Here is a 19,221-nt window from a genome sequence, read left to right as displayed (position 1 = left end):
GCAGTGTTTAAGGGCGATTTCATGACCGACCAACAACTCGTCGCCCACGCCCGCGCCGCCGCCCTCAAGGCTTACGCGCCCTACTCGCGTTTCTTCGTCGGCTGCGCGATCGAGAGCGTCGATGGCGAGGTCGTGACCGGCGCCAACATGGAGAATGCCAGTTACCGGCTCGGGGTCTGCGCCGAACTCGCCGCGCTGACCGCCGCGCAGCTTGCCTTCGGGCTCGACAAGGTCGCCCGCATCGCGGTGGCCGGGGGCGATGGTTCGGGCCCGGAATTGGCCGGCAACGCCTCCGTCACTCCCTGCGGAGGATGCCGCCAGTCGATCCTCGAGGTGGCGCAACTGGCGGGCCGCGACATCGAAATCCTGTGCGCCTCGGGCGATGGCAAAGCAGTCGAGACCCACCGCATCGCCGACCTCATCCCGCACGGCTTCGGCCCGGCGAACATCGTCGATGCTAGCTAGGCAAGCTTGATCTCGCGCAGCCGCTCGGCGAGGTAGTCGTGGGCGGTGATCGGGGGCCATTGCGGTGCCTCGCCCGCCTCGATCGTGCCGGGCAGCGCCTCGATGAGGAAATCGGGGCGGAAGTGGAGGAAGAAGGGCATCGAGCTGCGCGCATGGGCGGCGCGGTCGGGCGACGGGTTGACGACGCGGTGCGAGGTCGAGCGCAGCCTGCCGTTGGTCAACCGCTGCAGCATGTCGCCGATGTTGATCACTAGTTCGCCAGACTTGGGGCTGACCGGGATCCAGCGGCCGTCCCGGGTCAGCAATTCCAGCCCGGCCTCTTCGGCGCCGAGCAGCAGCGTGATGGTGTTGATGTCCTCATGCGCGCCGGCGCGAATATGCTTGCCGGTCGGCTCGTCTTGCGGCGGGTAATGGAGCAGGCGGAGGACCGAATTGCCGTCGCGCACAGTGTCGCGGAAATAATCTTCGTCGATGCCGAGGAAGCGGGCAATGGCCGCGAGGATCTGCACGCCGAAGCGGTCGAACGCGTCGTAAAGCTCGAGCATCGTCGGCTTGAAGTCGGCGACCTCGACCGGCCACACGTTCGGCGACATGACGGCGGCGAACGTGTGTCCCTTGGGCAGATCGCGGCCGACGTGCCAGAATTCCTTGAGGTCGTGCGCCGTGTGGCCCTTGGCGGTTTCGATCCCGAACGGGGTGTAGCCGCGCGCGCCGCCGGTGCCGGCGATGGCGTAGCGGCGCTTAACCTCTTCGGGGAGGACGAAGAACGCCTTGGCCTGGGCCTCGGCGCGATCGATCAGCGCTTGCGCGATGCCGTGGTCGGCGATGATCGCGAAGCCGGTATCGCCGAAGCTGCGGCCGAGTTTGTCGGCGAAACCGGTCGGGTCGCGGTCGGCGTCGGTCAGGCTCAGGGCGGCGATCTTGTCGTGCATTACCAGACCATGCCTTGCGTCGCTTCGCGCGCTGCCGCGTCTAGCCGCTCGATCGCTTCGGCGGGGGTCGCCGCCACAAGCAGCTGCGCGCGGCGCGCCGGGGACAGGAAACCCGACGCGGTGACATGGTCGAGGAAGCCGGTCATCCCACTCCAGAAACCCGCGACGTCGACCAGGCAGAACGGCTTGGAGTGGTAACCGAGCGCGTTCCACGTCCACGCCTCGAACATCTCGTCGAACGTGCCGATGCCGCCCGGCAGGATCAGGAAACCATCGGCGAGCTCGGACATCTTGGCCTTGCGCTCGTGCATCCCGGCGACGGTGTGGAGTTGGGTCAGTCCGGTGTGAGCGACTTCGAGCCCGACGAGCACGTCGGGGATCACGCCATAGGTCCGGCCCCCGCCGTCGCGCACCGCGTCGGCGACGATGCCCATCAAACCCAGCTTGCCGCCGCCGTAGACGAGGTCGATGCCGCGCGCAGCCATCGCCTCGCCGGTCTGGCGGGCGGCGTCGGCAAAGGCCGGTGCGGTGCCGGAAGCGGAGCCGCAATAGACCGCGAGACGCCGTAAAGCAGACGACATGGGCGCGTTCACCAAGTCGATCGTGTCAGTTTAGTCAGTTTAACGATGCGCGCCACGGAGCCACGCGCGGTCATCGAAGCAGGGGCAAAATGGTGGCACGAGGTCATCGCGCGACGGTAGGCGGGTTCGCCGTCTGTAGGACAGTTAAAACTCATAGGGCGACGAGCGCCTTGAGGTCTGCCTCGGGCCGCGCACCGAAGTGGGAGATGACTTCGGCGGCGGCGATCGCTCCGGTCGCCAGTTGGCGCTGGAGGTCGGCGCCCTTGACGCGCGCGGTGAGGAAGCCTGCGGCGAACAGATCGCCGGCGCCGGTCGTGTCGACCAGCCTGGTCAGCGGCGCGGCGGGGATGTCGATGCGCGTGCCTCGTTCGACGGCGATCGCGCCGGCGGGCCCGCGGGTGATTACGAGGGTCGGCACCTTGGCGGCCATGTCGGCGAGCGCACCGTCGAGGTCGGTCCGCCGGGTCAGCTGGAACAATTCGTCCTCGTTGGCGAAGAGCAGGTCGATCGCACCGTTGTCGATCATGTGCGAAAAGCTTTCCTTGCGGCCGGGGATGCACACGCTTTGGGACAAGGTGAACGCCACTTGCCGCCCGGCGTCATGGGCGATGGCGACCGCGCAGGCCATGGCGGCGCGGGGCAGGTCGGAGCCGAACAGATAGCCTTCGAGATAGAGGATCGCGGCCGAGCGGATGAGCGCTTCGTCGAGCGCGTCAGCGTTGAGCTCGTGGCTCGCGCCGGGACAGGTATTCATCGTGCGCTGCGCGTCGGGCGTGACGAGGATCAGACAGCGTCCGGTCGACGGCGCACCTTTTCCCAGCGGTGGTGTATCGAAGCGGACGCCCAAGGCTTGCATGTCATGCGCAAAAATCTTGCCGAGCGGGTCGTCGGCGATCTGGCCGATGAAGCCGGCCTTCCCGCCCATCGCCGCGACCCCGGCCATGGTGTTGGCGCCCGACCCGCCCGAAGTCTCGCGCGCGCTGCCCATCGCGGCGTAGAGCGTGTCGGCGTCGGCAAGCGAGAGCAGTTGCATCTGGCCCTTGGGCAGGCGGTGGGTGGCGAGGAACGCCTCGTCGCAGGTCGCGATGACGTCGACGATCGCGTCGCCGATCGCGACAATATCCAGGCTGGGTGAAGACATGGGCGCGCCTATTCGGCGAAGGGCCCGACCTCGTGCCGCTGGCCGAGGAGGTAGGCGTCGGCGACGAGGCGGAAGGGGGCGAGGTCGACGTCGCTCTGGCGGGCCTCAATCAATTGGGCGAAGTGGCGGTAGAGCGCGGCATATTCGGCTTCGTCGCCGACCTCGACCGGCTGGCCGTCGACCGCCATCCGTGACGCGCCGTGGGTCAGGACGAGCTTGCCGTGGTCGGTGTCGACGCGGATTTCCCACGTTTGTGTGCCGAGTTGGTCCCAGTTGAAATGCGCCGCCACGGGTACGCCGTCGGGGCTGGCGAGCGCGAGCCGGGCGGCGATCGGGGCGGGCTTGTTGGCGGGGAAATCGAGCTTTGACGCGGTCAGGGTGAGCGGCCACGGCAGGATCCGCGTGATAACCGACAGTGCGTTGATGCCGGGGTCGAACACGCCGATGCCGGGCTCCCACACCCAGTCCTGGCCGGGGTGCCACTGGCGGACATTCTCGAGCCAGTCGACTTCGACGCGGGTGATCGTCTTGTCCTTGAGCCAGGCGCGGGCGGGCTCGACCGCCGCCGCCTCGCGCGAGTGCCAGGTCATGTAGAGCAGCCTGCCGGCGTCGCGCGCCATCGCGGCGAACCGTTCGGCCTCGCTCAGCGTCGCGGCGGGAGGTTTCTCGAGCAGCACGTCGAGCCCGCCGGCGAATGCGTCGGCGATCAGCGCGGCGCGGCCGATCGGCGGAGTACAGATCGCGACCGCATCGACTCTGGTGCCGGCGGCGAGCATCTCGGCGATGGTGCGGAAGCAGGGCACCGCGACATCGACCCTACCGCCGCGCGTGATACCGGCGACGAATTCAAACGCGGGGTTGGCGGCGATGTGGGGAATATGCTGGTCGCGCGCGATCTTGCCGATTCCGGCGATGGCGATGCGGGTTACGGTCATGCGGGGCTGCCTTCGATCATGGGGTTGCCGTCGTAACAAACGAGGTCGGGAAAAGCGGCGTCACAAGGGTTCGAAAACATCGCCGGGTTCCGCGGCCGGGAAGCGCGCGCGGCCACGAATGCGAGCCGTAAAGAGCCGATCCCTTACGCGACGCGGCGTTCGGGCTGCGCCACGCCAGCCCGGTCAAGCCCGGCGGCAAGTTCGGCGACGAGGTCGTCCGCATGCTCGATTCCGACCGAGACACGCAGCAGGCCCGTGCCGATCCCGGCGGATGCGCGTGCTTCGGGGGTCATCGCGGCGTGAGTCATGGTCGCCGGGTGGGCGATCAGGCTTTCGACCCCGCCGAGCGATTCGGCGAGGCTGAACAGCTCCATACCGTCGAGCAGGCGCCGCACCGCCGCTTCGCCGCCGGCGAGCTCGAACGACAGCATGGCGCCAAACCCGTGCTGCTGGCGCGCGGCGATGTCGTGGCCGGGATGGTCGGCAAGCCCCGGATAATGGACCTTCGCCACCGCCGGATGCGCGCCAAGCTGGTCGACGATGACGGCGGTATTCTCCTGATGTTGGCGCATCCGCACGTCGAGCGTTCGCAGCCCGCGCAGGGTCAGGAAACTGTCGAACGGCGCGCCTGCGACTCCGATCGCGTTGGCCCACCAGGCAAGCTGTTCATGGACCGCGGCGTCCTTCGCGATAACTGCGCCGCCGACCACGTCGCTGTGGCCATTGATATATTTGGTGGTCGAATGGATGACGATGTCGGCGCCGAGCTCAAGCGGGCGCTGCAGCACTGGCGAGAGGAAGGTATTGTCGACCACGACCAACGTGCCGATCGCCTTCGCGGCGGCGACGGCGGCGGCGATATCGGTGATCCGCATCAGCGGGTTCGACGGGGTCTCGATCCATAGCAATGTCGGTCGCCACGCGATCGCCTCGGCCAGTTCGGCGCAATCGGTCAGGTTGGCGCTGCGCAGCTCGTACGCGCCCTTGGCGGCGAGCGCGTTGAACAGCCGCCAGCTGCCGCCGTAGCAATCGTGCGGGACGAGCAACCGGTCGCCCGGCTTGAGCAACGCCTGCAGCACCAGCGCGATTGCCGCCATGCCGGTCGCGGTGATGATGCCCCCTGCCCCGACCTCGAGCTCGGCGAGCGCCTCGCCAAGCTGGTCGCGCGTCGGATTGCCCGAGCGGCTGTAATCATATTTCCGCTTCTGGTCGAAGCCGGCGAAGGTGAAGTTGGTCGACAGGACGATCGGCGGCACGACCGCACCGAAAGCCGTGTCGCTGTCGATGCCGGCGCGCACGGCGCGGGTCGCGGGGTTGTGGGGGCGGTTCATCGAGCAGGCTCCTGGGGCGAGAGAAATTCTTGGATGATCGCCGCGACCGCCTCATGTTCCTTGAGGAAGGCGTCGTGGCCAAACGGCGAGGACAGCGAGGCGAACCGGCCGTGGGGCGCGGCGTCGGCCAGGCGACGGATCGCGTCGACCGGGATCAGCCGGTCGGTATCGACCGCGATGAAGGTCGTCGGGACCTCGATGACGGCGGGGTCGATCGCGTGGAGGTCGATCGATTCGGACAGGCGGCGATAGCCGACCGGGTTGATCCGCTGGCAGTGGCGCAATCCCTGCGCGTCGAGATAGGCTTCGGCGGATATCCGCGCGCGGCCGTCGATGACGGTCACCGGGTCGGAGAAGCGCTCCTCGAACTCGTCGGGGGTGCGGTAGGTCAGCATCGCGATCTTGCGGGCCAGCGATACCCCCGCAGCGGGGTCGCCGAGCCGCTCGCCAAGCTCGATCGCTTGGCGCTGAAGCGTACGCTGGGCGCTGGTGAACGGGTGTGAATCCGCCGCCGCGCTGATCGCCAGCAGGCGCGCCCAGCGGCCCGGCGCGAGGGCGACCGCGTGCATTCCGGCCATCGCTCCATAGCTCGATCCGATGAAGCCGGCGGCGCGGTGGATGCCGAGATGGTCGAGCACCGACAGGATCGCGACCGCCTGGTCACGCGCGTCGATCGGCGCATCGAGCGTGCCGTCGGCGCCAATCCAGTCGATCGCGACCACGCGACAGTCAGCGAGCGATACGCCCTGACCCTGCCACCAGCCGGGCGTTGGATCCTCATGGTTGGCAAGGACATGGCGGCCGGCCGAAATGCCACCGGCGACGACGATCACCGGCGCGTCGTCGGGACCGGTGACTTCAAAGCGACACTCGACCCTCGCCGATCCGCCATGGACCAGGGGAAGGACGAGCGGTAACGACCCGCGCTTGCCACGCGGACGCAGCGGCGCGGCCAGGAAAACAGTCTCGTCGAGGGTAGAAAGTCCAGTCATCTCGTCCGCAATCACCTCCGAAGATCGAGGCTTGCGGGGTGACGGATAGCGCAACGTCGCCACTGTTGTGACGACTCACGACCATCTGCCGGTGGACACACAGGTCCCCGCAGGACTTGGCACCGTGCATGGCGTGCGAACACCCCATTTGGTTGCCCCGGCTTCTTCGGGCCTGTCCCTCAGCCGGTCTCGATGGAGCACGCGGTTTGTCGCGCAATCGGCGCGAAGTCAATCCCACGGGATCCCAACGGGCGTATCCCCCGCCACCAGATTGGACAGGAGTCACCTCGTCATGCCAAGGATCACGTCATGCGCCGCCCCCTGATCCTCGACCGGTTCCTGCCTTACCGCCTGTCGGTCGCGTCGAACGCCGTGTCGACCCGAATCTCCAACACCTATCGCAAGCGGTTCGGGCTCAAGATCACCGAGTGGCGGATGATCGCGATCCTCGCCGAGCACAAGCGCGCGACGCCGGCCAGCCTGGGCGACGCGACGCGGATGGACAAGATCGCGATCAGTCGCGCGGCGGCGGCGCTGATCGAACGCGGACTGGTCGCGGCCGACGACAACCCAGCGGACGGCCGATCGCACTTCCTTTCTCTAACCGACGACGGACGCACGCTCTACGCCGAGATCGCCCCGCTCGCGTTGGCGACGGAAGCCGAGCTGTTCAGCGGCTTCAGCGCAGAGGAACACGACCTGATCGATTCGCTGCTGCGGCGAATGGAGAGCGCGGCAATGAACGCCGGGTCTTAAGGCAGCACTGCCTTGGGGAATGCCGCCCACGCCCCGTCGTAAGCGAGCTGGGCACTGGCGAGCGCGGCGGCGGTCGGCTCGAACGGCCAGCAGCTTTCGACCATGAACGCCATCGTCCCGTCGATCTTGTGCGGCTTCAACTCGGCTTCGCTCGCGCTGCGCCAGCTGTCGAGGTCGGGGCCATGCGCGCTCATCCGGTTGTGGAGCGATAGCCCGCCGGGCTCGAACCCGTCCGCCTTGGCGTCATAGGCGCCGTGGATCAGCCCCATCACCTCCGACATCAGGTTGCGGTGGAACCACGGCGGGCGGAAACTGTCCTCGGCGACCATCCAGCGCGGCGGGAAAATGACGAAGTCGCAATTGGCGCGGCCGGGGGTATCGCTGGGCGAGGTCAGCACGATGAAGATCGACGGGTCGGGGTGGTCGAAGCTGACCGTGCCGATGGTGTTGAAGCGAGCGAGGTCGTAGCGACACGGGGCGAGGTTGCCGTGCCACCCAACGACATCGAGCGGGCTGTGATCGAGTGTCGTGCGCCACAGCCGCCCGCCATATTTCTGGACAAGCTCGAAGCGCTCGTCGCGGTCTTCGAACGAGGCCACCGGTGTTTCGAAATCGCGCGCGTTAGCGAGGCCGTTCGCGCCGATCGGACCGAGCTCGGGGAGGCGAAACGGGGCACCGTAATTCTCCGCGACATAGCCCGATGCAGCGCCGTCGGAGAGCATGACGCGGAACCGCACCCCGCGCGGGATGAGGGCGATACTCCCCGGCGCGACCTCAAGCCGGCCAAACTCGGTCAGCAGCTCGAGCCGACCCTCCTGCGGGATGAGCAGCAGCTCGCCGTCGGCATCGAACAGCACCCGCCGCTCCATGTCGCGACTTGCGGCATAGAGATGCACCGAGCAGCCTTCGAGCCGATCGGGCGCGCCGTTGCCGAGCATCGGCGCGAGGCCGTCGACGAAGTCCGCCCCGCTCTCCCGCTTCGCTTTGGACCAGCGCAGCCGGTTGGGCGCAAGCGGCTCGGAGCGAGGGGGCGCGTCGAACGCACTGGCATAGGGCGCGAACGCCGCATGGCTCGCGCTCGGTCGAAGCCGGTAGAGCCAGCTGCGCCGGTTCTCGTGACGCGGCGCGGTGAAGGCGGTTCCCGACAGCTGCTCGGCGTAGAGCCCGAACGCCGGCTTCTGCGGCGAATTGCGTCCCACGGGCAGCGCGCCCGGTACCGCCTCGGTCGCGAACGAATTGCCGAAGCCGGTGAGATAGTCGGTCATGCGTCACTCCTCGCCGGGATCACCCCTCGGCGCATCTGGTCGAGCTCGAGGCTTTCGAACAGCGCCTTGAAATTGCCCTCGCCGAAGCCGTCATTCCCTTTGCGCTGGATGATTTCGAAGAAGATCGGTCCGACCATGTTCTCGGTGAAGATCTGCAGCAGCAAACCGCCGCCGGTCTCGGGCGCGCCGTCGATCAGGATCCGCCGCTTGCGCATTTCCTCGACATCATGACCGTGTCCCGGGAGCCGCTTGTCGATCAGGTCGAAATAGGCGTTGTTGGTGTCCTGGAAGCGCACCCCGTTCGCCCGCAGCGCATCGACCGTCGCGAAGATATCGTCGGTCGCGAGCGCAATGTGCTGGATCCCCTCGCCGTTGTAATCGCGCAGGAATTCCTCGATCTGGCTGTGCTCGTCCTGGCTTTCGTTGAGCGGGATGCGGATCTTGTCGTCAGGCGCGGTCATCGCCTTGGAGAATAGCCCGGTCGACTGCCCCTCGATGTCGAAATAGCGGATCTGGCGGAAGTTGAAGATCTTTTCGTAAAAGCCGGCCCAATGCGCCATCCGCCCACGGTTCACATTGTGGGTGAGGTGGTCGAGCGTGTGCAGTCCGACCGAGTGGTCGTCGACGCCCGCTGCGGGCACCGGCTCGAAGTCGATGTCCCACACACTCGCCCCGCCGCGCTCGTCGACGAGGTAGAGGTGCGATCCGCCGATACCCTCGATGCCGGGCAGGTTAAGCTCGCCCGGCCCGGCGTGCGACGTAACAGCGGTGGCGCCACGCTCGACCGCCAGCTTGAGCGCCCCGGCCCCGTCGGCGACGCGGAACGCCATCGCATTGGCGCTTGGCCCATGCTCGGCGCGGAATGCCCCGACCTGCCCCGCCAGCTCCATGTTGAGGAGGAAGTTGATGTCGCCCTGCGCATAGCGGCGAACATTCTTCGAGCGGTGGTTCGCGACATGGGTAAACCCCATCGCGAGAAACAGCACGGCGAGCGCATCGGGATCCGGACCGGTGAATTCGACGAAGGCGAAGCCATCAAGACCCATGGGATTGTCGTGCATGCCGCGACTCCGATATTGTTTCAACTGAAACTATACCTGTGCCGACGAACGGTCAAGCAGCTCATTTGCAAATCAGCCCGAGATCGGCCACCCGCCATCGCCAACCATTGCCCAGCGCCGCCGTTCACCCGGTAAAAGGAGCGTCCATGTCCGATTTACCCGACTATCAGCCACCGCGCGTTTGGAGCTGGAACAAGGAGAATGGCGGCCAATTCGCCGCGATCAATCGCCCGACTGCGGGTGCGACTCATGACAAGCAGTTGCCGGTCGGGCGCCACCCGCTGCAGCTCTATTCGCTGGCGACGCCCAACGGCGTGAAGGTCACGGTGATGCTCGAGGAACTGCTTGAGCTTGGCCATGACGGCGCCGAGTATGACGCGTGGCTGATCAATATCCGCGACGGCGACCAGTTCGGCAGCGGCTTCGTCGACATCAATCCTAACTCGAAGATCCCGGCGCTGCTCGATCATTCGACCCAACTTGCGACCCGCGTGTTCGAATCCGGTTCGATCCTCCTCTATCTCGCGGAGAAATTCGGTGCCCTCCTGCCGACCGATCATGCCGGCCGCACCGAGTGCCTCAACTGGCTGTTCTGGCAGATGGGCAGCGCGCCGTTCCTCGGCGGCGGTTTCGGCCATTTCTACGCCTATGCGCCGGTCAGGATCGAATATGCCATCGACCGCTTCGCGATGGAGGTGAAGCGCCAGCTCGACGTCCTCGACCGCCAGCTTGCGAACCACGGATACATCGCCGGCGACAGCTACTCGATCGCCGATATCGCGATCTGGGCGTGGTACGGACCGCTGGTCCAGAACAAGGTCTATGAGGCCGCCGAGTTCCTTGAAACGGCGAGCTTCAGCAACGTCTGCCGCTGGGCCGAGAAGATCGCGGCCCGACCCGCGGTGCGGCGCGGCCGGCTGGTCAACCGGGTCACCGGGGATCCCGCCGAACAGCTCGCCGAACGCCACGAGGCGAGCGACTTTTCGAGCGTTGCCACCGCGCTTTGACAAGTCGCCCCGCGCAGGCGAGATGACGACATGCCAGGGCGATCGCACACCATCATTTCGACCCAGCGCGTGTCGCCGGACGGTGTGACGCCGGGCGAGCGCGTCGTCCCGGTCGAAATGCCGATCGCGATCAGTTTCCTCGGGCTCGGCTATGCGGTGATGATGGCGACACCCGCCGACCTCAAGGATTTCGCGGTCGGCTTTGCCCTGGCGGAACGGCTGATCGGGGGGCCGCAGGACATCGAACAGATTTCGGTCGAAGCAGGCGACGGCGGGATGCTGGTCAACCTCGAGCTCGTGCCCGAGCGGCACGACGGATTGTTCAGCCGGGTGCGGCACCGGGTCGGCGAGTCGAGCTGCGGAATGTGCGGAATCGCCAATCTCGAGCAGGCGCTGCGCCCCCTGCCCCGGCTTGCACCGCCGCCAAGGGTCGAACGCGCCGTCTTATTCTTCGCGCTCGACACGATCCGCGATCATCAGCCGCTCAACCGACAGACCGGCGCGGTCCATGCCGCCGCCTTGTTCGCCAGCGATGGCAAGCTGGTCGCGGTGCGCGAAGACGTCGGCCGTCACAACGCGTTCGACAAGCTGGTCGGGCATTGCCTGCGCGAGGGGGTCGACCCGGGAGCGGGGTTCGTCGTTCTGACCTCGCGCTGTTCGTTCGAGCTGGTCGAGAAAGCGGCGCTGGCGGGCGTGTCGTTATTGGTCACGGTCTCGGCCCCGACCAGCCTGGCGGTCGAGCGCGCGCGCGAGGCGGGGCTGACGCTCATCGCGCTGGCGCGAAAGGACGAGATGCTGCTGATCGTCGACCCGCACCAGCTGTTCGCCTGATCCGAGGGGCTTAGCCCGCGTCGGACATCAGGTCGCGATCGGCCGCCGGGTCGATCGCCTGGTTGAATTCGGTTGCCTTGGTCATCGAGCGCGGTTGCCCGGCTGTCCGCGCGAGCTGGTCCAGCGCGGCGACCACCACCGGGTCCAGTCCGCTGCCGCCCTTGGCAAGATGGTCGAGGATCATCGACCGCATCCGCGGGTCCCAGAAATGCCAGATGTGGTCGCAGGTCGCACGCGATGCTTCCGATGCGCGCTGGTTGTGAAACTCGCGCGCGATCTGGTTCGCCATGTAGATCAAATTGTCGATCGTCGAGACGCTCATTCGGCCGCCTCGACCGCGATCCGGCGGCTCATCGAGGCCTGCGCCTGATAACGCTCCTGCCAGTCGCTCGGCCCGTTCGACGGGCTGATCTCGACTGCGGTGACTTTATACTCGGGGCAATTGGTCGCCCAGTCGGAATATTCGGTGGTGACGACATTGGCCTGGGTCAGCGGGTGGTGGAAGGTGGTGTAGACGACGCCGGGCGCGACGCGGTCGGTGATCAGCGCGCGCAGGGTCGTGCCCCCGGCACGGCTCGCCAGGTTGACCCAGTCGCCGTCGAGAACGCCGCGCTGCTCGGCGTCGTGCGGATGGATCTCGAGCCGATCTTCTTCGTGCCACACGACATTCTCGGTCCGCCGGGTCTGCGCGCCGACATTATACTGGCTGAGGATCCGCCCGGTGGTGAGCAACAGCGGGAAGCGCGGCCCGGTGCGCTCGTCGGTGGGTACATATTCGGTGATAACGAACTTGCCCTTGCCGCGGACGAAGCCTTCGGTGTGCATCACCGGCGTGCCCTCGGGCGCCTTCTCGTTGCACGGCCACTGGATCGAGCCGAGCTCGTCGAGCCGGGCGTAGGACATGCTGGCGAAGCTGGGCGTCACCGCGGCGACCTCGTCCATGATCTGTGACGGGTGAGTGTAATTCCAGTCGAGCCCGAGCGCGCGGGCCAGCTCCTGCGTCACTTCCCAGTCGGCGAGGCCGTTGCGCGGGGTCATGACCTTGCGCACCCGCTGGACACGGCGCTCGGCGTTGGTGAAGGTCCCGTCCTTCTCGAGGAAGGTCGAGCCGGGCAGGAAGACATGCGCGTAGTTGGCGGTCTCGTTGAGGAACAGGTCGTGGACCACAACGCATTCCATCGCCTCGAGCCCGGCGGCGACATGTTTGGTGTTGGGATCGGACTGAAGGATGTCCTCGCCCTGGATATAGATCCCCTTGAACACCCCATCGACCGCGGCGTCGAGCATGTTGGGGATGCGCAAGCCCGGCTCGTCGTCGAGCGGCCGGCCCCACAATTTCTCGAACATGTCGCGCGCCGCGCCGTCGGAAACGTGGCGATAGCCCGACAGCTCGTGCGGGAACGAGCCCATGTCGCACGCGCCCTGGACATTGTTCTGGCCGCGCAGCGGGTTCACGCCGACCCCGGGTCGGCCGATGTTGCCGGTCGCCATCGCGAGGTTTGCGATCGCCATGACGGTCGTGCTGCCCTGGCTGTGCTCGGTGACGCCGAGGCCATAATAGATGCTGCCGTTGCCGCCGGCGGCGAACATCCGCGCGGCGCCGCGCACCGCGTCGGCCGGCACGTCGCTATATTGCGCCGATGCCTCGGGCGAATGTTCCTCGCGTGAGACGAACTCGGCCCAGTCGTGGAACTCGTCGAGGTCGCAGCGCTCGCGGACGAATTCCTCGTCGACCAGTCCCTCGGTGACGATGACGTGCGCCATCGCGGTCAGCACCGCGACGTTGGTGCCGGGCTTGAGCGCCAGGTGATACTGCGCCTCGACGTGCGGCGAGCGGACGATGTCGGTGCGGCGCGGATCGACCACGATCAGCCTGGCGCCCTTGCGCAGTCGTTGCTTGAGCCGCGAGGCGAACACCGGGTGGCCGTCGGTCGGGTTGGCGCCGATGATCACTACCACGTCGCTCTGCTCGACGCTGTCGAAATCCTGAGTGCCGGCCGAGGTGCCGAAGGTGGTCTTCAGGCCATAGCCGGTCGGCGAATGGCAGACCCGCGCGCAGGTATCGACATTGTTGTTGCCGAACCCGGCGCGAACCAGCTTCTGGACGAGAAACGTCTCTTCGTTGGTGCAGCGCGACGAGGTGATCCCGCCGATCGACCGCGCGCCGAAGTCCTTCTGCAGCCGGCGGAACTCGGATGCGGCGTGGCCGACCGCTTCGTCCCAGCTGACTTCGCGCCACGGCTGGTCGATCCGTTCGCGGATCATCGGCTTGAGGATGCGCTCACGGTGGGTCGCATAGCCCCACGCGAAGCGGCCCTTGACGCAGCTGTGCCCGCGGTTGGCCTTGCCGTCCTTCCACGGCACCATCCGCACCACTTCCTCGCCCTTCATCTCGGCCTTGAAGGCGCAACCGACTCCACAATAAGCGCAGGTGGTGACGACGCTATGTTCGGGCTGGCCGACCTCGGCGATCGCCTTTTCCTGAAGCGCTCCGGTCGGGCAGGCCTGAACGCAGGCGCCGCACGAGACGCATTCGGACTGGAGGAAGGGCTCGTCCTGGCTCGCCGAGACATGCGCCTGGAAGCCGCGCCCGCTGATCGTCAGCGCGAACGTGCCCTGGATTTCGTCGCACGCCCGGACGCAGCGCGAACAGACGATGCATTTGGCCGGATCGAACGCGAAATAGGGGTTGGAGACGTCCTGCGGGCAGTCGAGGTGGCTCGCCTGCGCCGAATAGCGCATCTCGGTCAGCCCGACCGCATCGATCACCTCGCGAAATTCGGTGTTGGCCTCGAGCCCGTCGAGCGCGGCCATCGGGTGATCGGAGGCGTACAGTTCCATCACGCCGCGGCGCAGCTTCTGAACCCGTTCGGACTGGGTCTGAACCACCATGCCCTCGGCGACCGGTGTGGTGCACGATGCGGGCGTGCCGCCGCGCCCCTCGATCTCGACGAGGCACACCCGGCACGATCCGTACGCCGCCATCGTATCGGTCGCGCACAGCTTGGGGATCGCGCTCCCCGCCAGGCTCGCGGCGCGCATGATCGAAGTGCCAGCCGGGACCGACACGGGTGCGCCGTCGATGGTCAGCGTCACCGTCTCCACCAGTGGGGAGGGCGGCGTGCCATGATCGGTTTCGACAATCATGCTCATCGTGTTGGCTCCAGGGTCTTGGCCGTTTTCCGGAAATCCTCCGGAAAATAGGTCAGCGCGGACATCACCGGATAGGGTGTAAACCCGCCGAGCGCGCACAGCGACCCGAATTTCATCGTTTCGCACAGATCAGTCAGCAGCGCGATGTTGGCCTCGACCTCGTTACCGGCGATGATCCGGTCGATCACCTCGATCCCGCGGGTCGAACCTATCCGGCACGGGGTGCATTTGCCGCAGCTTTCGACCGCGCAGAACTGCATCGCGAACCGCGCCATTTTCGCCATGTCGACGCTGTCGTCGAACACCACCACCCCGGCGTGGCCGATCAGCCCGCCGGCCGCGGTGAACGCCTCATAATCGAACGGCGTGTCGAACAGCGATGGCGGGAAATAGGCGCCGAGCGGCCCGCCAACCTGCACCGCGCGCACCGGGCGGCCCGACTGGGTGCCTCCGCCAATGTCCATCACCAGCTCGCCGAGCGTGATCCCGAACGGGGTTTCGTAGAGCCCGCCGTGACGGATATTCCCCGCCAGCTGGATCGGCATCGTGCCGCGCGACCGGCCCATGCCATAGTCCGCATAGGTCTTCGCGCCCTCGGCGAGGATGAACGGCACCGCGCCCAGCGACAGGACATTGTTGATCACCGTCGGCCGGCCGAACAGCCCGACATGCGCCGGCAGCGGCGGCTTGGCGCGCACTTCGCCGCGCCTGCCCTCCAGGCTTTCGAGCAGCGAGGTCTCCTCGCCGCAGACATAGGCCCCGGCCCCGACCCGCACTTCGAGCTCGAAGCCGTGGTCCGAGCCGAGCAGCGAGGCCCCTAGCAATTTGGCGCCGCGCGCGACTTCGATCGCGCGGTTCATCGCGTCGATCGCGTGCGGATATTCGGAGCGGATGTAGATATAGCCCTGGCCCGCCCCGACCGAGAACCCGGCGATCGCCATCCCCTCGACGATCGCGAGGGGGTCGCCCTCCATGATCATCCGGTCGGCGAAGGTGCCGCTGTCGCCCTCGTCGGCGTTGCACACGATATATTTAATCGGGCCGGGGGCGTCGGCGACGGTCTGCCACTTGATCCCGGTCGGAAAGCCCGCGCCACCACGGCCGCGCAGACCCGACTCGCGAACCTCGGAGATAGTCGCGGCGGGCCCGATCGCGAGCGCGCGGCGAAGTCCGGCAATTCCGCCGTGCCGCTCATATTCCTCGACCGAGAAGGGATCGATGACCCCGCAGCGCGCAAAGCTGAGCCGGGTCTGCGATTTGAGGAATGGCAGTTCGTCGACGAGACCAAGCGCGGACGGGTGATCGGCTCCACCAGCCAGCGCGGCGACCAGCGCCGGTACCTCGGATAGCGCCACCGGCCCGAAGCCGAACCGCGCGCCGTCACGTTCGGCTTCGACGAGCGGCTCGAGCCACAGCATCCCGCGCGACCCTGTCCGCACGATTGTCGCGCCGTCACCGAGTTCGCGGGCGAGCGCCGCCGCAACATCGTCAGCGCCGACGGCGACCGCCGCCGCATCCGCAGGAACAAAAATCCTCATGCTACCTCGTCCAGCAAACGCGCCGCACTGGCCTCGTCGAGCCGCGCGACGACCCGCGTGCCGATCATCGCCGCCGGCCCGATCGCGCACAGCCCCAGGCAATAGACCGCTTCGAGTGTGATCCGCTCGTCCTGCTCGAACAGCGGCGCGAGCGCATCGACGCCGCGCGCCTGGCACGCCTCGGCGCGGCACAGCTTGACGACCGGCCGGGTTGCCGGCGCCGAGCGAAAGTCGTGATAGAAACTGACCGTGCCGTGGACCTCGGCACGCGACAGGTTGAGCGCTTCGGCAATCACCGGGATCGCATCGGCGGGTACGTAGCCGAGCGCATGTTGCACATCGTGCAGGATCGGCAGCAGCGCGCCTGGCCGTCCGGCGTGGCGGGCGAGGATCGTACTGATGTCGTCGAGGTGCAAGGTCACTCCAATCCCCGGCGATATGAATGCCGTAACGAAACCTACCGCATCGCCACAGCCCCTGCCAGTCTCGCGACGGGCTTTCTCGTCTTGGGCATGAGGAGATGCTATTCCTGAATGGTCGGCAGCGTGTAGCAGGGTGGCCGCTGGAGATATTTGGTCCGCGTCGATGATGGCTTCTACCCCCTTCTCTCCGAACCTCGATGCGCTCGCGAAAAGCGTGCCCGTTATCATTCTGGCGGGAGGCGAGGGCCGCCGTATCGGGGGGGACAAGCCGCTCCGGATGCTTGCCGGAAAAAGCCTGCTCGACCGGGCGATCGAGCAGGCCCGAAACTGGTCTGCCACAGTCGCGTTGGCGGTCAGGAATTGTGAAGCGGTTCCGTCGGTGGAAGACCTGCCGCTGCTCACCGACAGCCTCGGGCTAGGGCCGATCGCAGGGGTGGCGTCGGCGCTGGCATTCGCGAAAGCGCATGGCGCTGACCGAGTGCTGACCGTCCCGTGCGACACGCCGTTCCTGCCCGCCGACTTGCTCGAGCGGCTCAACGCGGCAATGTCCGGATCCCAGTTGGCCGCAATGGCGACGAGCAACGGTCAATCGCACCCGTCATGCACCCTGTGGCGCGTCGAAGCTGCCGCTCCACTCCCCGCTTATGTCGCCGCCGGGCGCGGCTCGCTCCACGGCTTCGCTAAGACCGTCGGCTTTGTGACCGTCGATTGGCCGGTTCTGACGGGCGATTCGTTCTTCAACATCAACAGCGCAGCGGACCTGACGATGGCCGAGGAGATGCTCAGAAGTCGATGACCTCGGCGAGGGCGCCGATGTCGAGCGCCGCCGTTCCCGCGCGCTGGCGGATGAGCGCGTTGGCATCGGCCAAGCTCTTTTGCGCGCCCGAATCCTGATTGCCGATCGGGCGAACGCCATCATCGTCGCGAACCGCCCGAACGAAGGACTCGCGGTCGCCGCAGGCATCGAGCGGCGCCGCCAGGCGCACCGACTGCCATCGCGCGGCAACCCGTGGATCGCGCCCGGCCAGCCCCGCGACGAGCGGCGCGAGCAGCAGTCGCGCGGTGACCATCGCCGAGGTCGGGTTCCCCGGCAGCCCGAGCACCAGCGTCCCGCCTGCCCGCCCGAACCACACCGGCTTGCCGGGCTTGATCGCGACCTTCTCGAACAGCAAATCGAGCCCGAGCGAGGCCAGCACGCTCTTCGAAAAATCGCGTTCGCCAACCGACGCCCCGCCGGTGACGACCACCAGGTCGGAAGCTTCGAGCGCCTCGGCCGCAACCTCACCGATCAGCGCCGGATCGTCGCGCACCCGGCGACGCGAGATCGTCTCCCCGCCCCACTCGGCGATGATTGCGGCGACCCCGAACGACACGCTTTCGGGGATGCTGCCGGGCGTCCCGCGCGCCGTCCCGGGAGCGACCAGTTCGTCGCCCGTGCCGATGATCGTCGCGCGCGGCCTGCGCCACACGTTCACCTGCGCGACATCCGCGCCCGCCGCCGCGACCATCGCCTGCGCATCAAGGCGCCGACCGGCGCGAAGCAGCGTGTCGCCAGCGTGGAAGTCCGAGCCCTGCTGCCGGATGTGCCGCCCCGCCGACGGTGGCGCGGTGAAGGTAACGCGATCACCGTCCCGTGCCACGTTTTCCTGCATCACCACCCTGTCCGCGCCGGCCGGAACCGGTGCGCCGGTGAAGATCCGGACACACTCGCCCTGCCCGATACCGCCCGTAAACCCAACGCCGGGCCACGACTCGCCGACCAACCGAAGCGATCCCGCATCCCCGTCACGCACCGCATATCCGTCCATCGCCGACACATTCGCTGGCGGCCAGTCGACCAAGGCGAATACCGGCTTCGCGAGGGTCCGGCCGTGGGCGTCCGCGAGGGTCACCTGCTCGGACTCGAGCCCGGCCGCGTGCCCCGCAACGATCGCCCACGCCTCGTCGAAGCCGATCATCTCATGCGCAAATCGCGCGCAGCCGCGGGATCTGCCCGGCGAGCGAGCACGGCCGATAGCGGCTGTCGAGCTCGAGCCCCAGTACCAAATCCCAGCCATCGCGGCACGCCCCGGTCGATCCCGGCAGGCAGAAGATGAAGGTGTCGCCAGCCTGTCCCGCGAACGCGCGCGACTGGAGCGTCGACAGGCCGACCGTGCCCAAGCTCGCCTGGTGGAACAGCACCGAGAAGCCGTCCATCTCGCGCTGAAGCAACGGCTTGACCGCCTCTGGCGTCACGTCGCGCGGCGCGAACCCGGTCCCCCCGGTCGTGATGACGAGTTCGACCGCGGGATCGCCGATCCATAGCTTGAGCCGCGCCCGGATCGCATCGACCTCGTCGGGCACGATTTCCTTGCCGGCGAGGCTGTGGCCCGCACTCGTTACCCGCTCGGCGAGCAGCGCGCCCGACCGGTCGCTCTCCTCGTCGCGCGTGTCGGAAATGGTCAACACAGCGATGTTGAGCGGGTAAAAGGTCAGCGTGTCGTCAATTCCGGCCATCACAAAAGCTCCAACTCACCGCGGCGGCGCACTCGTCGGTCCGAATAGGGCTTCCACCTTCGATCGGTCCATCAATAATGCGCCTCGTCAACGCCGGGCATCGTGTACCGCGACCACGCAGGATCGCCTTTCGTCGTTGACGCCGGCGGGGGCGCTATGGCACCGGAGCGTTCGGCCAAGCCCGGCAGTCTATCTGATGGACGGTCAGTCGGGTCGCGCAAACCGGCCAAGTGCTTGATTTGCGGGTGTAGCTCAATGGCAGAGCAGAAGCTTCCCAAGCTTACGACGAGGGTTCGATTCCCTTCACCCGCTCCA

The 19,221-nt window shown here is 67.1% G+C and carries 19 protein-coding genes, 1 tRNA gene and 1 riboswitch; of the genes, 6 read left to right on the top strand and 14 right to left on the bottom strand.

The window, feature by feature from the left end; genetic code table 11:
* The first annotated feature begins 21 nt into the window (after positions 1-21).
* Positions 22-465, top strand: a complete 444-nt coding sequence (locus Q0R27_RS12485) for a cytidine deaminase (protein ID WP_293945326.1) — start codon at positions 22-24, stop codon at positions 463-465.
* Here the strand turns inward: Q0R27_RS12485 and Q0R27_RS12480 are convergent.
* From Q0R27_RS12480 to Q0R27_RS12455, 6 genes are all read right to left on the bottom strand, one after another.
* Positions 462-1,397, bottom strand: a complete 936-nt coding sequence (locus Q0R27_RS12480; protein WP_293945324.1) for a 2-oxoglutarate and iron-dependent oxygenase domain-containing protein — start codon at positions 1,395-1,397, stop codon at positions 462-464. The two genes, Q0R27_RS12485 and Q0R27_RS12480, sit on opposite strands and share 4 nt — an antisense overlap.
* Positions 1,397-1,990: a TIGR00730 family Rossman fold protein gene (locus tag Q0R27_RS12475; protein ID WP_293945322.1), complete on the bottom strand. Its 594-nt coding sequence runs from the start codon at positions 1,988-1,990 to the stop codon at positions 1,397-1,399. Before Q0R27_RS12475 ends, Q0R27_RS12480 begins: the two co-directional genes overlap by 1 nt.
* A gap of 139 nt (positions 1,991-2,129) precedes the next feature.
* Positions 2,130-3,119: an adenosine kinase gene (locus Q0R27_RS12470; protein ID WP_293945319.1), complete on the bottom strand. Its 990-nt coding sequence runs from the start codon at positions 3,117-3,119 to the stop codon at positions 2,130-2,132.
* Between the two features lie 8 nt (positions 3,120-3,127).
* Complete coding sequence (locus Q0R27_RS12465) at positions 3,128-4,054, bottom strand: Gfo/Idh/MocA family oxidoreductase (RefSeq protein ID WP_293945317.1); 927 nt, start codon at positions 4,052-4,054, stop codon at positions 3,128-3,130.
* 143 nt (positions 4,055-4,197) lie between these two features.
* The gene (gene metB / locus Q0R27_RS12460; RefSeq protein WP_293945315.1) at positions 4,198-5,385 is read right to left on the bottom strand and encodes a cystathionine gamma-synthase; all 1,188 of its coding nucleotides are present in this window, start codon (positions 5,383-5,385) and stop codon (positions 4,198-4,200) included.
* Positions 5,382-6,377, bottom strand: a complete 996-nt coding sequence (locus Q0R27_RS12455; protein ID WP_293945313.1) for a homoserine O-succinyltransferase — start codon at positions 6,375-6,377, stop codon at positions 5,382-5,384. Before Q0R27_RS12455 ends, metB begins: the two co-directional genes overlap by 4 nt.
* A gap of 78 nt (positions 6,378-6,455) precedes the next feature.
* A riboswitch (SAM riboswitch) is annotated at positions 6,456-6,576 on the bottom strand.
* A 110-nt stretch (positions 6,577-6,686) separates the two neighbouring features.
* Here Q0R27_RS12455 and Q0R27_RS12450 point away from each other — a divergent pair.
* Positions 6,687-7,133 carry a MarR family transcriptional regulator gene (locus Q0R27_RS12450; protein ID WP_293945310.1) on the top strand — a complete coding sequence of 149 codons (447 nt, stop codon included), beginning with the start codon at positions 6,687-6,689 and terminating at the stop codon, positions 7,131-7,133.
* Here the strand turns inward: Q0R27_RS12450 and hmgA are convergent.
* Positions 7,130-8,398 carry a homogentisate 1,2-dioxygenase gene (hmgA, locus tag Q0R27_RS12445; protein ID WP_293945308.1) on the bottom strand — a complete coding sequence of 423 codons (1,269 nt, stop codon included), beginning with the start codon at positions 8,396-8,398 and terminating at the stop codon, positions 7,130-7,132. The two genes, Q0R27_RS12450 and hmgA, sit on opposite strands and share 4 nt — an antisense overlap.
* Positions 8,395-9,459, bottom strand: a complete 1,065-nt coding sequence (gene hppD / locus Q0R27_RS12440; RefSeq protein ID WP_293945306.1) for a 4-hydroxyphenylpyruvate dioxygenase — start codon at positions 9,457-9,459, stop codon at positions 8,395-8,397. Before hppD ends, hmgA begins: the two co-directional genes overlap by 4 nt.
* A gap of 146 nt (positions 9,460-9,605) precedes the next feature.
* On the opposite strand from hppD, the gene yghU reads away from it, so the two are divergent.
* The gene (yghU, locus tag Q0R27_RS12435) at positions 9,606-10,466 is read left to right on the top strand and encodes a glutathione-dependent disulfide-bond oxidoreductase (RefSeq protein ID WP_293945304.1); all 861 of its coding nucleotides are present in this window, start codon (positions 9,606-9,608) and stop codon (positions 10,464-10,466) included.
* Between the two features lie 30 nt (positions 10,467-10,496).
* Positions 10,497-11,297, top strand: a complete 801-nt coding sequence (gene fdhD / locus Q0R27_RS12430; protein ID WP_293945302.1) for a formate dehydrogenase accessory sulfurtransferase FdhD — start codon at positions 10,497-10,499, stop codon at positions 11,295-11,297.
* A 10-nt stretch (positions 11,298-11,307) separates the two neighbouring features.
* Here the strand turns inward: fdhD and Q0R27_RS12425 are convergent, their stop codons facing one another.
* Genes Q0R27_RS12425 through Q0R27_RS12410 form a run of 4 tightly spaced genes read right to left on the bottom strand, consistent with a single transcriptional unit; the run spans position 11,308 to position 16,410 of the window.
* Entirely contained in the window at positions 11,308-11,619 is a 312-nt protein-coding gene (locus Q0R27_RS12425) for a formate dehydrogenase subunit delta (protein WP_293945300.1), read from the bottom strand.
* A complete protein-coding gene (gene fdhF / locus Q0R27_RS12420) occupies positions 11,616-14,450 on the bottom strand; it encodes a formate dehydrogenase subunit alpha (RefSeq protein ID WP_293945298.1) in 2,835 nt (944 codons plus the stop codon). Before fdhF ends, Q0R27_RS12425 begins: the two co-directional genes overlap by 4 nt.
* Positions 14,447-15,988, bottom strand: coding sequence for an NADH-ubiquinone oxidoreductase-F iron-sulfur binding region domain-containing protein (locus Q0R27_RS12415; protein ID WP_293945297.1), 1,542 nt, complete (start codon positions 15,986-15,988; stop codon positions 14,447-14,449). Before Q0R27_RS12415 ends, fdhF begins: the two co-directional genes overlap by 4 nt.
* The gene (locus tag Q0R27_RS12410; RefSeq protein WP_293945295.1) at positions 15,985-16,410 is read right to left on the bottom strand and encodes an NAD(P)H-dependent oxidoreductase subunit E; all 426 of its coding nucleotides are present in this window, start codon (positions 16,408-16,410) and stop codon (positions 15,985-15,987) included. The genes Q0R27_RS12415 and Q0R27_RS12410 overlap by 4 nt, the downstream gene beginning before the upstream one ends.
* 163 nt (positions 16,411-16,573) lie before the next feature.
* Between Q0R27_RS12410 and Q0R27_RS12405 the strand changes: the two genes are divergently transcribed.
* Complete coding sequence (locus Q0R27_RS12405) at positions 16,574-17,206, top strand: molybdenum cofactor guanylyltransferase (protein ID WP_366080336.1); 633 nt, start codon at positions 16,574-16,576, stop codon at positions 17,204-17,206.
* Here Q0R27_RS12405 and Q0R27_RS12400 read toward each other — a convergent pair.
* The gene (locus Q0R27_RS12400) at positions 17,193-18,368 is read right to left on the bottom strand and encodes a molybdopterin molybdotransferase MoeA (protein ID WP_293945294.1); all 1,176 of its coding nucleotides are present in this window, start codon (positions 18,366-18,368) and stop codon (positions 17,193-17,195) included. The genes Q0R27_RS12405 and Q0R27_RS12400 overlap by 14 nt on opposite strands.
* Position 18,369: 1 nt before the next feature.
* Positions 18,370-18,906, bottom strand: a complete 537-nt coding sequence (moaB, locus tag Q0R27_RS12395; RefSeq protein ID WP_293945291.1) for a molybdenum cofactor biosynthesis protein B — start codon at positions 18,904-18,906, stop codon at positions 18,370-18,372.
* Positions 18,907-19,147: 241 nt separating this feature from the next.
* Between moaB and Q0R27_RS12390 the strand changes: the two genes are divergently transcribed.
* A tRNA-Gly gene (locus Q0R27_RS12390) sits at positions 19,148-19,221 on the top strand.

It is taken from the genome of Sphingomonas sp., from assembly GCF_025362505.1.
GTDB lineage: Bacteria > Pseudomonadota > Alphaproteobacteria > Sphingomonadales > Sphingomonadaceae > Sphingomicrobium.
This window is presented reverse-complemented; position numbering and strand designations above follow the sequence as displayed.

Bases quoted from the DNA above. Each gene is read 5' to 3' on its own strand.
- Q0R27_RS12465 (WP_293945317.1), bottom strand. From the start codon at position 4,054: ATGACCGTAACCCGCATCGCCATCGCCGGAATCGGCAAGATCGCGCGC.
- moaB (WP_293945291.1), bottom strand. From the start codon at position 18,906: ATGGCCGGAATTGACGACACGCTGACCTTTTACCCGCTCAACATCGCT.
- Q0R27_RS12425 (WP_293945300.1), bottom strand. From the start codon at position 11,619: ATGAGCGTCTCGACGATCGACAATTTGATCTACATGGCGAACCAGATC.
- hppD (WP_293945306.1), bottom strand. From the start codon at position 9,459: ATGCACGACAATCCCATGGGTCTTGATGGCTTCGCCTTCGTCGAATTC.
- hmgA (WP_293945308.1), bottom strand. From the start codon at position 8,398: ATGACCGACTATCTCACCGGCTTCGGCAATTCGTTCGCGACCGAGGCG.
- metB (WP_293945315.1), bottom strand. From the start codon at position 5,385: ATGAACCGCCCCCACAACCCCGCGACCCGCGCCGTGCGCGCCGGCATC.
- Q0R27_RS12450 (WP_293945310.1), top strand. From the start codon at position 6,687: ATGCGCCGCCCCCTGATCCTCGACCGGTTCCTGCCTTACCGCCTGTCG.
- Q0R27_RS12470 (WP_293945319.1), bottom strand. From the start codon at position 3,119: ATGTCTTCACCCAGCCTGGATATTGTCGCGATCGGCGACGCGATCGTC.
- Q0R27_RS12455 (WP_293945313.1), bottom strand. From the start codon at position 6,377: ATGACTGGACTTTCTACCCTCGACGAGACTGTTTTCCTGGCCGCGCCG.
- Q0R27_RS12400 (WP_293945294.1), bottom strand. From the start codon at position 18,368: ATGATCGGCTTCGACGAGGCGTGGGCGATCGTTGCGGGGCACGCGGCC.
- Q0R27_RS12485 (WP_293945326.1), top strand. From the start codon at position 22: ATGACCGACCAACAACTCGTCGCCCACGCCCGCGCCGCCGCCCTCAAG.
- fdhD (WP_293945302.1), top strand. From the start codon at position 10,497: ATGCCAGGGCGATCGCACACCATCATTTCGACCCAGCGCGTGTCGCCG.
- yghU (WP_293945304.1), top strand. From the start codon at position 9,606: ATGTCCGATTTACCCGACTATCAGCCACCGCGCGTTTGGAGCTGGAAC.
- Q0R27_RS12480 (WP_293945324.1), bottom strand. From the start codon at position 1,397: ATGCACGACAAGATCGCCGCCCTGAGCCTGACCGACGCCGACCGCGAC.
- fdhF (WP_293945298.1), bottom strand. From the start codon at position 14,450: ATGAGCATGATTGTCGAAACCGATCATGGCACGCCGCCCTCCCCACTG.
- Q0R27_RS12415 (WP_293945297.1), bottom strand. From the start codon at position 15,988: ATGAGGATTTTTGTTCCTGCGGATGCGGCGGCGGTCGCCGTCGGCGCT.
- Q0R27_RS12405 (WP_366080336.1), top strand. From the start codon at position 16,574: ATGATGGCTTCTACCCCCTTCTCTCCGAACCTCGATGCGCTCGCGAAA.